Consider the following 13,880-nt stretch of genomic DNA (forward strand, 5'->3'; position numbering starts at 1 on the left):
AATTATGGGAAAAACAATTATTCGAGTACCAGCAACGTCGGCGAACATGGGTCCTGGCATTGATTCCATTGGTGCTGCGCTGCATCTGTACTTAACGGTTATTATTGAAGAAAAGACGGAAAAATGGCGGGTCAACCATGCATTGGGTACCAGTATTCCCCGTGATGAAAACAACCTGATGGTGCAGACAGCGCTGAAGGTGAACCCGAAGTTGCAGCCGCACCAGCTGACGGTAATGTCCGATATTCCAGTATCCCGTGGATTGGGTAGTTCCACGAGTGCTGTGATTGCTGGCATTAAGATTGCCAATGAATTGGGCGAGATGGACCTGACGATTCCAGATCAATTGAACTGGGCGGTTAAGCTCGGTGGTGAATTGGACAACGTGGCCCCGGCTCTGATGGGACAAGCGGCTGTTGCAACGGTCAATGATGGCGTTGCCGATGCCATCAAATTGCCGTTGCCCGATTTACAAGCGTTGGTCTTTATCCCAGGACAGAAGTTGTTGGCTCAGAAGAGTCGTAAGGCGTTGCCCAAGCAAGTGTCCTTCGATACAGCGGTTCATGCCAGCAGTGTGGCGAACGTCTTGGTGGCTGCCCTGTTAAAGGAAGACTGGGAATTGGCAACAAAGCTGATTGAACAGGATGAATTCCACGAACAGGCGCGGTCACAGCTCGTTCCTGAACTGAATCAAATTCGCGAGGCCGCTCATGAACTTGGCATTGTCGGGACCTATCTGAGTGGAGCTGGTCCAACCGTTGTGACGTTCGGAACTTCAGCACAATTGACTTTATTGCGGACTAAGCTTGCAAACGCTGATTTGCCAGGTAGTCTGCGCATTCTTGAGCTCGATCAAGACGGTGCAACTGTCCTAACGGATGCATAATTTTAAATTTTTTTGAATTAACTTGCAAAAAAATATTGTCACTGCCCGAATCATTTGGTATACTATTTCTTGTGAGTTAATGCGGCCATGGCGGAATTGGCAGACGCGCAAGATTAAGGATCTTGTCCGGGTAATCCGGGTGGAAGTTCGAATCTTCTTGGCCGCATAATGATTATAGAGGCACTGATCAGTTTATCTGGTTAGTGTCTTTTTTGTTGATCCGAAATGTGGTAAGGCTTATTGGACAAGTGGATTTAGGTTAACCAGTGTTTTGGACGTTTTGAAAAAATGGGAAGCTACTAGAGCATGAGAGCTTTATACCGTCGATTGCTTGGAACAGACTAGTGGTGTAAGCCTATTGTGGAAGAAAGGCCAGTTAATTTAGAAGATATCGGAGAGCTTCATACGACAGCTTGTTTTTGCTTAGCAATTGGTGAAATTTTCATAAATAAGTCAGATAGCCGTTTATTTATGAAAACAGGCGCATCTCATGAATACCAGTTTTGTTAGCATAATGGTGCTAGATGCTGATTAAACCTGTTTTCAGTAAAGATTATGTAAAGGCACTTGAAGTTATGAATAATCTGCTTAAAATAGGTCGGTAGAACTCGAAATCAAGGACTAATGTGCCCGTTAAATGACAAACAGATAACATTTTCGCTACGCAATCGTTTTCAGGTGAAATGGGTCTTCAAAAATCATTAAGAAGGGCGTATTATTGAAAACTAATCGAGCATTTATGAAAATTTTCATAGTTTTCGAGCAAATAGGCTGACAAAGTGGTTAGCAGGCGTTATAGTAGTAATCCTGTGCCAACGGTTGGCAAAATTTTAAAAGGAGGTCGGCGCATGAACGACTTAACTAAGGGTAACTCCCTCAAACTCATTTTCTTTTTTACGATTCCACTTTTAATTGGTAACTTATTTCAGCAATTATATAACGTTTCTGATACTGTGGTTGTGGGGCAAACCTTAGGGGTCAAAGCGCTGGCTGCGGTGGGGGCAACGGGCTCCATCAACTTTTTGATTATTGGTTTCGCGCAAGGATTAACTGCTGGTTTGGCCATTATTACGGCTACGCGTTATGGTGCACGTGACTACAAGGGTGTACGGAAGTCATTTGCTGCGAGCATTGTCATCTCGATTTTAATGACGGTTGTCTTGACCGTATTGGCGTTGACGTTTGTTGACCCGATCTTGCATCTCATGCAAACGCCAGCTTCCATTTTTGAAAATGCCCGGATCTTTATCAGCACCATTTTTGCCGGAATTTTCGCTTCAATGGCCTTCAACTTACTTTCAAACATTATTCGGGCTCTCGGGGATTCCCGAACACCACTGATCTTCTTAATGATCGGAACGGTGATCAACGTTCTATTGGAATTACTCTTTATCTTAGTCTTTCACATGGGGGTTGCTGGTGCCGGTTGGGCAACGGTTATCTCACAGGTCATTGCATCTCTGCTCTGTGTAGTCTACATCGTTCGGTCCATTCCGTTACTGCACATCTCCAAGGACGACTTTAGAATTGACTTCCACGAGCTGTGGGACCACTTCTCTACGGGGATGCCGATGGGTTTTCAACTGTCGATCATCGCAATTGGAACGATGGTGATGCAGGCAGCCCTGAACTCATTAGGGACAGACTCCGTTGCCGCTTCTACCGCTGCTTCCAAGGTTGATCAATTGTGCTCCCTGCCAATGTCATCCTTTGGTGTAACAATGGCGACTTTTGCTGCCCAAAACTTTGGGGCATCGAAGTACAGCCGGATCATGGAAGGGGTCAAGAGGACTCTTTGGTTATCTGGAAGTTTCGCCGTCTTTGCCGGTGGTTTGGTTATTTTCTTCGGGAAGCCAATTGTGACGCTGATCATCGGAACTGCTGATGAGAACGTCATTCGGTTATCACAGACCTACTTCAACATTATTGGGAGTAGTTACCTGTTATTGAGTGTCCTCTTTATCATTCGGAACACCCTCCAAGGTCTTGGACGGCGGGTATTGCCAACGCTGGCTGGTGTTGGTGAATTAACCATGCGCGTCTTTGCCGCGGTATTCATGGTTGGGGCATTCGGCTATGCCGGTGCCGTATCAGCGGAACCGCTGGCTTGGTTGGGCTCCTGTGCTATTCTGGTACCGTCTTGGATTCGTGCCGTCAAGCAACTGCGGAACCTGCAACGTTCTGTGGATGTTGTTGAAGGTAAGACGACGGAAGAACAGGCAGCTGTTGCGTCACAAACGGCAGCAACCCAACCACGATTGGCCGGGGCACAGCCTAAATTAGAGTCTTAGCATTAAGCGTGATACACTAGAGGTGGTCGTTTTTAAGCGGCTGCCTTTTTTTGACGAAAAACAGACGGTAGTGGCTGACTAACTGACTTTGACTGCTAGCTGAGTGGTTTACTCGGTGACGTGGCTACCCGCTAATCAAGGAGTGCTTAACGAAATGAAGAGTTTTATTTTTGATATTGATGGAACCCTGCTGGACACGGAAGCGATGTACATTAAGTCCCTTCAGGCTATTTTGCATGAGCGGGGGATGGATCGCCCGTATGCTGAACTGGCGACGACCTTTGGCATTCCAAGTCGTGATGCATTGATTCGATTAAAGGTTCCGGAAGTTGAGAAAGTTTTGGCCTTATGGGGTCCACGTACGCAAGCTTATCGTGAGACGGTTGCCGTTTACCCAGGGGTTAAAGCCGCTCTGCAACAGTTGAAGGATGCCGGTGCCCAGTTGGCCGTCATGACCTCTAAACAGAAATTTGAGTATGAACGTGACGTGGTTGGTGAAGGCTTGGCGGATTACTTTACACAGCACGTCATTGCCGAGGACGTCGCACATGGCAAACCGGATCCGGACGGCATTTTGTTAGCAATGGCGCGGTTGCATGCGGACCCAGCGTCCACCATTTATGTTGGTGACACGGATTACGATGTTCGCGCCTCACAGGCTGCACACGTGACCTTTGGGTTTGCAGGTTGGAACGGCAAACAACCGAATGGCTTTACGCCAGATATGACGTTTGCGCAACCGAAGGATATGTTGAAATTGCTGTAAAGTAGTTGTTCTAGAAGTTTTGTGCTATATTTGTCTCGAACGGTTATTCAGAAAGCCGTAATTGTGGTATCACCAAAGGGGTGGCAGGATGCTTGCCATAATCGTCACAGGTCACGGTGAATTTACCCGTGGCATCTTACAGAGTGCCGAGATGATCTTCGGTAAAGCGCAGAAAGTTATGGCCGTGACTCTAGGGCCCAACGAGAGCGTGGAGGATTTGGTCAATCATTATCGTGTAGCTATTCAGAGCATGCAACCCGTTTCGGAGTTGTTATTTCTGGTTGATTTATGGGGTGGTGCGCCTTTTAATGCGGCGCAACAGGTTGTTGCCCAGGCACCAGAGAAGTATGGCTTAATTGCGGGGCTCAATCTGCCCATGCTGATTGAAGCACTGACGATTCAAGACCAACCGCTTGAGCTCGTCGTTCCTCATCTCGTTCGTGCAGCGCAGGGGGGTGTTCGTCACCTTGATTTGTCTGCACAGGATGACGATGAAGATTAAGTCGAATATGTTGAGATTACGAGAAGTCTTGCCAAGTTGGGTGAGGCTTTTTTTATTTCGGGAAGCGCCAGTTTGTGTGGCGATAAGTACACCAGCATCCGTTCTGTGGCGGAGTGGATGGTCTTTAGGAAAGTACCGCGGGCGGATGCGTAAGCGGCTGAGACAGGAATCTAGGCTTCCTAGATGTAAAGTGAATGGTCAACGGATAAGCAATAAAGAACGCTTTCCTATGGATGGAGACTGGCGTGTTGGTGAAAGGAGACTTGTGAGGACAGCTACCAAAGCGTGATTGCGGTTGCAAGAGGACTTCCATTCCGGATCACCCACCATTCAATTTTTTTGGTAGGTTAACCTTAGCATAGATTTTAATTTAATACAGCCTATTGACCTTATAAATATATTTTTAAAGCGTTCGGGTAACGAGAAAATGTTGAGAATGGGTCTCAGATAACCTTTACAAATATTTTACACAGCGCGGTCGTAAGGTATGTTATGATTCTGGTATAGACCAAAATGGTTAGCGTAGGCTCCTTGATATACATCGTTCAATACTGAAAAAGGTTGGATTAAGAACTTAAAACGGACCTCTACGGATTGTAGAAGTCCATTAACGGTTTAGCCCACAGTCACCTGATCGCGACCGTGGCGTTTAGAGTGGTAGAGTTGTTCGTCAGCACGGCGATAGGTATCCACTTGGTTTTCATCGCCAGATTTCAGTTGGGTCAGCCCCACTGAAATTGTAATATTGAAAGTTTCACCCGCATGCTGCATGGGTGTTTCTCGAATACGACGAGCAATGGCAGTCACCGTTGTGTGTGCTTGTGCTGGCGTATAGTTAGCGAAGAAAATTGTAAATTCTTCACCACCTGTACGGTAAAGCTGCAGTTTGGGATTGCTGGCCTTGAGCTCTTGCGTGATCATACGAGAGACGGTCGTTAACACGTAGTCACCGGTCAGATGACCATAGGTGTCATTTACCTGCTTGAAGTGATCGATATCAAAAAGCATGAGTGTTAGAGGTTCCTGGTGTCTCTGTGCGTGGTCGAAGGCCTGACCGAAATTATTCTTGTACGCGTAAAAGTTATGAACGTGAGTTAATTCATCAAAATTAGTGGTATACGTGAGCTGCGCGATGGTGTTAGCACCGTCGCGGACAGAACTGATATAGACAAACATGATGGTCATGAAGAAAAAGCTGAACAGTATTTCCCAACCAACCGTTATCGGGTGCAGATTGAACCGGAACTTCATGACGCCCCACATAGCTGTTGAAAAGGCAAGATTGACCAAACTATAATCAACAAAGTCTGTCCATGTGTGGTGCTGATGTTGCTTAACCAGTTTCATGGCGTAGTACAGCCCCACATAGATGGCAGCAAACAACCAGGACAGGGGGATCATCAGAGTACCATTGATACCCATAAAGCCTACGATGACGATAGCCGTTTGCCAGAATTTAATTTCTAATTGTAGGAAGTAACTGATGAAGACGACCGCAAATATTTGAAAATTGACGAATACCCAGCCGTTCCCGGTACCATCGACGGAAAGTTGTGCGCCAACAATCAAGATGGCCATGTAAAGCAAACCAATAATGGTTCGCACTCTGCTGACGTTAATGGTCGGATGGCGCTTCTGGAGCTTTTTAGTGATACGATCGGTCATAAACCAATAAAGGGTTAACACGCCTAGTAAAAAGAAGACACTCGTGAAAGCAGGCGTTACGAACCATTGGGCCCAAGTCATATTAAGCCATCCTTTCCAAAATTTTTTTAGTGCGCTTTGTATACTACCACAGATTACACTATTTTTGGTCATCATTTTTGCGATGTGTGACAAAAGGACTCAGAACCAGCGTTCCGAGTCCTCGTTAAGGCTAGGGGGTTAGCCAATTGTGACTTGGTCACGACCATGACGTTTAGAGTAATAGAGACTTTCATCCGCCCGGCGATAGAGGTCGACTTGGCTGTCGTCCTCTGTTTTTAACTGGGTAGCGCCAACTGAAATACTAATATCGATGGTCTTACCTGCATGCCGAAACTCAGCTGAACGCACACCCTGTGCGACAGCGTCGACGTGTTCACGGGCCTGACCGATGGTGTAGTTGTCAAAGATGATCGTGAACTCTTCACCACCGGTTCGGTAAAGAACGAGTGTGGAATCAATCGTTTGCAATTGCTGCGTGATTAATTCGGCGACGTGACTCAGGACGTAATCACCCGTCAAATGACCATAAGTATCATTCACGTGCTTAAAATGGTCGATATCAAAGAGCATTAACGTTAAGGGATGGTGCTCTGTTTGCGCGGCCGTGAACTGGTGGCCAAAAGCTTTCTTAAAGGAATAGAAGTTGTGTACCCGCGTCAATTCATCATAGTTCGTCGTGTATGTCAGCTGGGCCAATGTGTCGGCACCAGCCAACAGAGAATCGACGTAGACGTACATAATCGATAACAGAAGGAAGCTAAAGAGAATTTCCCAGGCGGCAATCGTCCAACCGAGATTGAAACGTAGCAAAATCAACCACCACAGAATAGTAGAGAAGAAGAGGGCAGTGCTGGCAAAATCGAAGTAGTCGCGCCAGGGACTGTGGCGGTGATTCTTAATGAGCTTCATAGTTAGGTAGAAGCCAATGTAGACAACGGCATATGCCCAAGTTAGCCCAATCGTCAAAGTGCCATCGATTGCCATGAATATGAGCGTTGCCAAGGCCAACTGCCAGATGCGAATCTCCAGCATCAAAAAGTAACTGACAAAGACTACTGCAAAAATCTGAAAGTTAGTAAAGACCCAACTATGGTCGGTACCCATGACGGAAACTTGTGTCACGATGAGGAGAATAACCATGTAGATGAGTCCGAAGATCGTTCGAACTTGGTTAGGATCAGGGTGTTGACCACGGTTTTCCATGTATTTAATTAGTTTACTAGTCGAGAACCAGTAGAGGGTCAGGACGCCCAGCAGGAAGAAGATACTGGTAAAGGCGGGCTCCACGAACCATTTGGACCAGGTCATGAGTTGTCATCCATTCTATAATTGACTACCAAAAAAGCATTCGGTACTTATATATTAACGCGCAAAACTTAATGGAACCACCCATTGCGTAAAATTTAAACGAAATAAGGAGTCGACCTGAACATACGATTCAGGCGACTCCCTGTTTAGACGAGGCTAGGCTTGCCGTAAAGGTAGCCTTGATGCAGTGAAATGCCAAATTTCTTGGCAAGGGCTTGATCCTTAGCATCTTCCACGCCTTCAAGAATCAATTGTAGCCGGTAATATTTTGCGATTTTGGACCAAAAAGCTAAGGCCGTTGGAATTTCTTTTGCCCGTCCGTCCATTCGCAGATTTTGCATGGCAAATTTAATTTGATCGACGAAGGGAAGCAGGTGCTGAATATTATCGTACGTGTTCGACCCGGTACCGACGTCGTCTAAGACCAAGTCAATATCGTATTGGTGAATGGCGGTACTAAAAAGTTGAATTTCCGGTAAGGTAGGCGCTTCGGTAAGTTCAATCGTTAGGGCGGCCGGTTTTAGTCGCTTTTTTAGCGCAATAATGGTCCCCAAGGTGAGGGGATCACGTAGTTGTTGATTGTTAAGGTTAAAGGCCAGTACTTGCTGATTGACCGCTGTGTTTAAAGCTTCAGCGGTCTCTTCTAAGAGTTTGGCTTGTTCGCCCACTGAAATATCGGTGAAGTGTTGAGGAAGAACCCACGTCTCATTTTGCTGCTTACGTAGGAGGACCTCGTAGCCAAATATCTGATGATTCTCTTGGTTAATCTGTGGCTGCACAAAAAAACGATACATTTGGGTCGACTCCTTTAAATTTCCCAATTTAATGAATTAACTATATTTTAGCGCATTTCTATAAAAGAACAACGTCATATATCGTTTAGTGTTGCCATTGATTCACGTTTCGATTAAAATCAGATGTATACTACCGACGCCCTTGATGAGTTATTGTACTTGCTGAATTTTCTCTAGCTGGCGATATTGTCCTTGCATCCAGGTCAGATAGTTGGCATCTTTGGGTAGCGTCTCGGTTACATTAAGGACGGGTACCTGATGCCGATCGGCTAGCTTCACCATGGCCTTGACTGTCTTGTCAGAGGCCTGACGGTTATTGACAAAAAAGGCAATCTTGTGTGTTTTGATATCGTTTTGCATCTGCTTAATATCTCTTGGTGAGGGATCCGTTCCGTTCTCGACAGCTAAAGCAAAGTGCGTGTTATTTTGGCGATACCCCAATGCCGTCAGGGCGTAGTCGAAGACGGGTTCACTAACATCGACACGCTGATTGTGGCTGTTTTGCTTAAGTGTCTTAATCTGTTGTTGAAGTGGCGCAAGGTGTTTAATGTATTTGGCGGCGTTTTGCTGATAGGTGGCCTTATACTTCGGTGCTTTCTTACCGAATTGCTTTGCGAGGGCGTTGGCTAGCTGGGCCATGGTCTCCGGATCGTACCAGATATGCTCATTGGCACCGGTCTTTTTGCCCATAACGTCCTCACCGACCCGAATGTTGCGGACAGACTTGCTGGCGTTACTTTTCACGAGTTTTTGCATCCAAGCATCATAGCCTAAACCGTTGGAAAGCAGCACGTTTGCTTGGGAAACGGCAGCGGCTTCCTTGGGTGTGGGTTCGAAATCGTGAGGATCAACGCTAGCGCTCTTTATGATGGTTGTGACGGTGCCATGGCTCCCCAGCACAGCCTTGGCCGTTTCGCCGTAGAAGTCCAGGCTGGCGACCACGTGAATTGGCTTAGTCGCACTGGTTGCTGACTTCTTGTTCGGCTGGCTACAGGCGCTAAGGCTGACACTAACGAGGATCAGGCCGATAAGACTAAACGTAGCTTTTTTGAAAAATGACATCTAAAATTCTCTCCCTTAGTATCTAAATAGTAATTATTACTATTTAGATACTACAGAAAGATGATTCGTTTGGCAAGGATAATTTTAGGAAGAGCCGTTAACTTCAGGCGCAATAACTAAAAACGACGTCACCTGTAGGGGATAACGTCGTTTCATTTGTCATAACTGGAGCTGGCTGTGGTGGTTTTATTTTTCTTCATTTGCGAGGTCAAGTTGGAGTTCTAATTCAATAGCCTTAGTGGGCGTATTCTCTGGTGGTGCCTCCACGTAGCAAAGATGAGTAAATCCCACGGCAACCCAGAACTTTAAACCGAGGTAATTGGCAGCCGAGACCATTAGTCGGATGGTCTGATAGCCTTGTTGCCGGTATTGCCGACCGAGTGACGCCCGAGGCCTCGTCGCCGATTAGCCTGTGAGATGTAGAAATGAAGTAAGTAAATATTGGTACTGGTTTCCGCAAGTGTCCAGGCATAACCGATGATCTGTTCATCATGATAAAGTGTTAGGCAATGGGTTCGGTCGACTGGAATCTCTGGAATTACGGCGTGAATGTCGCCAAGTGGTGCTAATGGATCGCGACCTTCAATCTGCTGAAAATAGGGTTGGGCCTCTTGATAGATTGTATTTAGAACAGGAAGCCCATTTGCGACTGAAGGGGAGACAGCAATTGTCAATGGGAACACCTTCTAACTTCAATATTTAGCAGTGATTTGCCTAGCCTCAGTATACTGCGCTCAAACAAAAACAGCACCACCCTAGAAGGTGATGCTGTTTATTCGATCTAAATTTAAAAGGGATTAGTAACCGTAGTTGCCGTTATTCGCAGAGCCCGTTGACGCGTCATAACCGGAGTTGGTCGTGGTCGTGTCGTAGCTGGTATCCGTACCGTAAGCGGAGGTATCGGCATCCGTCGTGAAGTTCTTGGTATTGGCCAAGCCCAGCGTCTTACGAATATGATTCGAGATCTTCTTCAGTTCGTCGTTGGTTGGAACTTGATAAGAGAGGCCATCGATCATGGCGTCCTGTCCCTGCAACGTTTCTGACTTGATATGGTGAGAGGCATCACCGTATTTAGCACGGATCTGCATCAGATCATCAAAGGTCAAGTCGGTCTTCAAATTCCCCTTCAGGGAGGTTAAGATCTGTTGGTAACGGGTAAGTGAAGTCAAGCCGGCCGCCTTAACGACTAGCTTTTGTAAGACTTGTCGCTGCCGTTTTTGTCGACCGTAGTCACCTAAGGGATCTTCATGCCGCATTCGGGAATAAGCCAGGGCCTGTTTCCCATTCAAATGAATCTTCTTACCCTTAGTGACGTTAGCTGCGCCGTATTGGAAGGTTAGGGGTGGTGTCACATCGACGCCGTTAACGGCATCGACCATCTTCTCCAAGCCACCCATGTTGACGATAGCGTAGAAGTCGATTGGAATGTCCAAGAGGTTTTCAACGGTTTTAACGGCCGTCTTCGGACCACCAAGCGTATAGGCGGCGTTGATCTTCTGAACGGAAGCATTGACCCCAGAACCGACCGTCACTCGCGTATCCCGTGGAATACTGGTCAGGTAAGCAGTTTCGGTCTTGGGATTGATTGTGGCGACCATCAGGGTATCGGTTCGTCCCACATCAGAACGGCCTAATGCCCCAGTATCGGTTCCCATCAGCAGGATGGAGAAGGGCTGGTTCTTCTTCAGAACGGCGGAGACGTTACGACTCTTAGACGCCTTGGAGGACTCATAGGTTTGGCTAAAGGTCTTCTTGGCTGAGTTCCAAGCCTGATAGCCGTAAGCCAGTCCACCGGTCAGCATCACCAGTAGGGCAATGACAATCGTCCACATCGCGGGACGATGGGGGTGAACTTGCGGCGTTTTAAAGTGTGAGTTACGGTCAGCACGCCGATCATAGACTTGTTCGAAGTCTTCTGGTGATCGGTGACGTCTACTTTCATTATCGTTTGGCATAGTTATTTCCTCATCCTCATTAAAATCTTTGTATACGCGCTGCTGGCGCTCACGAAATACTACCGGAGTCGGCCAGCGCAACCAAATTCTAAAAGTTCCCCTGGAAATCTGGTTTGCGGACTCAATTAATTTATTAGACCACAAAAAAGGCCATTCGTAAACGCCAGGTTGGCCCTAAAACAGTGAAAACGCCAATCAATATGGAAGATGAAAGTCGTTTTCAAAAGCTTGTCAAGGCTAGTCAAAGCATGGTACATGGGCGTTTGTAACCGGTTACGAATCTGGCGATTTTCAGAACCGTGCTATAATGGGCCAAGTTAGTTAAGAATCGTTAATATTTTAGCACGTGCGGCGAGGAGGGTGACTGATGGCCGTCTTTGTTCGAAGCATCTCCGGTGTTTTAATTATCCTGGTGATGATTGGTTTGGGTTATATTCTTTCTCGTCGCGGTTGGTTCGACGAGCACTCTCGCCGGCTGATTGCGCGGTTGGTTACGCAGATTGCGTTGCCAGCCTACATGATCAGTACGATTACGACCCAGTTCTCGGCGCAGACTTTGAAGTCAACGCTGCCAGATCTGCGGTTCCCCGTCGTTTCCATGTTAATTATGTTTGGATTATCGGTGATTGCATTTCATGGCTTCAAGATTCACCCGCAACGGCGGGGATTGTTTGAAGCCATGTTTGCCAATTCCAACACTGTGTTCGTTGGCTTACCAGTCAATGAAGCCCTATTTGGACCGAAAAGTATGCCGTTCGTCTTGGTCTATTACATGGCCAACACCACGTTCTTCTGGACGTTGGGGGCTTACCTGATTCAACGAGACGGGCAGGGCACTGCGAAATTCAATCTCGTGACCACGTTGAAGAAAATCTTCTCGCCACCGCTACTAGGCTTCATGCTGGGGGTCGTGCTGGTTTTACTCGATATTCAATTACCGGCGTGGATCATGAAGGACTTCAGCTATGTCGGTGGCCTTACGGTGCCGCTGTCGATGATCTTCATCGGGACAGCAATCGCTGGTGCTGGCGTCCAGAATATCCGGCTGAATCGAGATAGTTTAGGCATTTTATTTGGTCGGTTCTTAGTTGCACCGACGTTGATGGCTTGCTTGGTCATTCCAACGCCGATGCCAGTGTTAATGAAGCAAGTCTTTATTTTACAAGCGGCGATGCCCGTCATGACGAACGCACCGGTAGTGGCAAAACTCTACCATGCGGATACGGATTACGCGGCCATCATGGTAACCGAAACGACCCTCCTAAGTTTAGTGGTGATTCCGATTCTGATGGTAATCGTCCAGCAAATTCATTAGTTGATAGGTTTTACATAGGGAGGAACTAGGTTCGTTTTGAGAAGAACATTGTTGTACGTCGCATTTTCAACTTTAATGTTTAGTTCAATGGAAATTGCCTTGAAGGCTGCCGGTGGGGCATTCAACCCCATCCAACTCAACCTGATTCGATTCTTCATTGGGGGAGTCATCCTGTTGCCAATCGCCTTACGGGCATTGAATAAGCAACAACACCACTTGACGCGTTCCGATTGGGGCCTGTTCTTCCTGACCGGTTTCGTCTGCGTCATTGTTTCCATGACACTGTATCAGTTGGCCATCTCAGTTGACGAAGCCTCAACAGTTGCCGTTTTATTCAGCTGTAATCCCGTCTTCGCGCTGATCTTCTCCTACCTGATCTTGCACGAACGGCTTGGTCGAGCCAACTTGATTGCTGTTGTCATTTCAATCATCGGGTTAATCGTCATTGTGAACCCCGCTCATTTGACCAATCCTGTTGGTTTAAGCTTAGCTATCGGTTCTGCACTGACCTTCGGGCTCTACAGCATCGTTTCGCGGTGGGGTTCCGTACGGCATCACTTTAATGGGATTATTATGACCTGCTTTACTTTCTTTGCTGGGTCGTTTGAACTGTTAGTCTTGATGCTGTTGAGCCACGTGCCCGCCGTTGCCGGTGGTATGCGGCAGGTGTCTTGGCTCAGCCAATTCGCTGCAATGCCGATCTTAAAGAATGTTAGCCTGGAATACTTCTGGTTACTATTCTTCATCGGAGTCTGTGTGACCGGTGGTGGGTTTGCCTTCTACTTCTTGGCGATGGAACGTTCCGATGTTTCCACGGCGTCCTTGGTCTTCTTCATCAAGCCAGGGTTGGCACCAATCTTAGCCGCTTTACTGATCCACGAACAGATTTTGACCAATACTGTTATTGGGATCGTCATTATTCTGTTGGGGTCAGTGGTCACCTTTATGGGGAACCGGGTCAAGTCTCGGGAATCTCAATTGGCGGATCAAGAGGCCACCGTACCAGCCAGCGATTTCCAGGAAGAGACGCAGACGGCAGCTGCCAAGCTCCGTGCGCGGGCGCAAGCTCACGTGAAGTCTTCGTCCACGGAATCAACGGATTAATTTAAAAATAAATGTGTTCCTGAACGCTAATTTAGCGCTTAGGTAACGGATAGTAGAGATGACTGGTGACAGTTGTGTCTACTATTTTTTTGCCATATGTTAAGGCCTGTTACCTGAAATAGGTTGTATTGCCAGTGAGCGACTAGCCGTAACGTCTTGCATCTGGGTAGCGTCAAGAATCTTGTGTAAA

Annotated in this window: 12 protein-coding genes and 1 tRNA gene; 7 read left to right on the forward strand and 6 right to left on the reverse strand. The window is 47.0% G+C overall.

The genetic code is table 11. The features are described 5' to 3' along the window. Positions 1-4 precede the first annotated feature (4 nt). From thrB to FD07_RS08995, 5 genes are all read left to right on the forward strand, one after another. Positions 5-886, forward strand: coding sequence for a homoserine kinase (thrB, locus tag FD07_RS08975; protein WP_020089940.1), 882 nt, complete (start codon positions 5-7; stop codon positions 884-886). Positions 887-967: 81 nt separating this feature from the next. Continuing rightward, a tRNA-Leu gene (locus FD07_RS08980) sits at positions 968-1,052 on the forward strand. A gap of 682 nt (positions 1,053-1,734) precedes the next feature. After that, entirely contained in the window at positions 1,735-3,177 is a 1,443-nt protein-coding gene (locus tag FD07_RS08985) for an MATE family efflux transporter (RefSeq protein ID WP_020089939.1), read from the forward strand. A gap of 154 nt (positions 3,178-3,331) precedes the next feature. After that, a complete protein-coding gene (locus tag FD07_RS08990; protein ID WP_020089938.1) occupies positions 3,332-3,943 on the forward strand; it encodes an HAD family hydrolase in 612 nt (203 codons plus the stop codon). Positions 3,944-4,031: 88 nt separating this feature from the next. Further along, the gene (locus FD07_RS08995; RefSeq protein WP_020089937.1) at positions 4,032-4,445 is read left to right on the forward strand and encodes a PTS sugar transporter subunit IIA; all 414 of its coding nucleotides are present in this window, start codon (positions 4,032-4,034) and stop codon (positions 4,443-4,445) included. A gap of 615 nt (positions 4,446-5,060) precedes the next feature. Here the strand turns inward: FD07_RS08995 and FD07_RS09000 are convergent. The 6 genes from FD07_RS09000 to FD07_RS09025 form a co-directional block, all read right to left on the reverse strand. Continuing rightward, the gene (locus FD07_RS09000) at positions 5,061-6,191 is read right to left on the reverse strand and encodes a diguanylate cyclase (RefSeq protein ID WP_020089936.1); all 1,131 of its coding nucleotides are present in this window, start codon (positions 6,189-6,191) and stop codon (positions 5,061-5,063) included. Positions 6,192-6,329: 138 nt separating this feature from the next. Further along, a complete protein-coding gene (locus tag FD07_RS09005; RefSeq protein WP_020089935.1) occupies positions 6,330-7,460 on the reverse strand; it encodes a GGDEF domain-containing protein in 1,131 nt (376 codons plus the stop codon). Between the two features lie 146 nt (positions 7,461-7,606). After that, complete coding sequence (locus FD07_RS09010) at positions 7,607-8,254, reverse strand: EAL domain-containing protein (RefSeq protein ID WP_020089934.1); 648 nt, start codon at positions 8,252-8,254, stop codon at positions 7,607-7,609. Between the two features lie 150 nt (positions 8,255-8,404). Continuing rightward, the gene (locus tag FD07_RS09015; protein ID WP_020089933.1) at positions 8,405-9,316 is read right to left on the reverse strand and encodes a metal ABC transporter solute-binding protein; all 912 of its coding nucleotides are present in this window, start codon (positions 9,314-9,316) and stop codon (positions 8,405-8,407) included. A gap of 335 nt (positions 9,317-9,651) precedes the next feature. After that, positions 9,652-9,990 carry a GNAT family N-acetyltransferase gene (locus tag FD07_RS09020; protein WP_020089932.1) on the reverse strand — a complete coding sequence of 113 codons (339 nt, stop codon included), beginning with the start codon at positions 9,988-9,990 and terminating at the stop codon, positions 9,652-9,654. A gap of 123 nt (positions 9,991-10,113) precedes the next feature. After that, the gene (locus FD07_RS09025; protein ID WP_020089931.1) at positions 10,114-11,271 is read right to left on the reverse strand and encodes an LCP family glycopolymer transferase; all 1,158 of its coding nucleotides are present in this window, start codon (positions 11,269-11,271) and stop codon (positions 10,114-10,116) included. A gap of 367 nt (positions 11,272-11,638) precedes the next feature. Here FD07_RS09025 and FD07_RS09030 point away from each other — a divergent pair, with 367 nt between their 5' ends. Together FD07_RS09030 and FD07_RS09035 are read left to right on the forward strand one after the other, a co-directional pair. Continuing rightward, positions 11,639-12,586: an AEC family transporter gene (locus FD07_RS09030; RefSeq protein WP_020089930.1), complete on the forward strand. Its 948-nt coding sequence runs from the start codon at positions 11,639-11,641 to the stop codon at positions 12,584-12,586. Between the two features lie 87 nt (positions 12,587-12,673). After that, complete coding sequence (locus tag FD07_RS09035; RefSeq protein ID WP_373879003.1) at positions 12,674-13,690, forward strand: DMT family transporter; 1,017 nt, start codon at positions 12,674-12,676, stop codon at positions 13,688-13,690. The last annotated feature ends 190 nt before the right edge of the window (positions 13,691-13,880 follow it).

It is taken from the genome of Levilactobacillus parabrevis ATCC 53295, from assembly GCF_001434055.1.
In the GTDB taxonomy this organism is placed as follows: domain Bacteria; phylum Bacillota; class Bacilli; order Lactobacillales; family Lactobacillaceae; genus Levilactobacillus; species Levilactobacillus parabrevis.

Bases quoted from the DNA above. Each gene is read 5' to 3' on its own strand.
- thrB (WP_020089940.1), top strand. From the start codon at position 5: ATGGGAAAAACAATTATTCGAGTACCAGCAACGTCGGCGAACATGGGT.
- FD07_RS08985 (WP_020089939.1), top strand. From the start codon at position 1,735: ATGAACGACTTAACTAAGGGTAACTCCCTCAAACTCATTTTCTTTTTT.
- FD07_RS08990 (WP_020089938.1), top strand. From the start codon at position 3,332: ATGAAGAGTTTTATTTTTGATATTGATGGAACCCTGCTGGACACGGAA.
- FD07_RS08995 (WP_020089937.1), top strand. From the start codon at position 4,032: ATGCTTGCCATAATCGTCACAGGTCACGGTGAATTTACCCGTGGCATC.
- FD07_RS09000 (WP_020089936.1), bottom strand. From the start codon at position 6,191: ATGACTTGGGCCCAATGGTTCGTAACGCCTGCTTTCACGAGTGTCTTC.
- FD07_RS09005 (WP_020089935.1), bottom strand. From the start codon at position 7,460: ATGACCTGGTCCAAATGGTTCGTGGAGCCCGCCTTTACCAGTATCTTC.
- FD07_RS09010 (WP_020089934.1), bottom strand. From the start codon at position 8,254: ATGTATCGTTTTTTTGTGCAGCCACAGATTAACCAAGAGAATCATCAG.
- FD07_RS09015 (WP_020089933.1), bottom strand. From the start codon at position 9,316: ATGTCATTTTTCAAAAAAGCTACGTTTAGTCTTATCGGCCTGATCCTC.
- FD07_RS09025 (WP_020089931.1), bottom strand. From the start codon at position 11,271: ATGCCAAACGATAATGAAAGTAGACGTCACCGATCACCAGAAGACTTC.
- FD07_RS09030 (WP_020089930.1), top strand. From the start codon at position 11,639: ATGGCCGTCTTTGTTCGAAGCATCTCCGGTGTTTTAATTATCCTGGTG.
- FD07_RS09035 (WP_373879003.1), top strand. From the start codon at position 12,674: ATGGAAATTGCCTTGAAGGCTGCCGGTGGGGCATTCAACCCCATCCAA.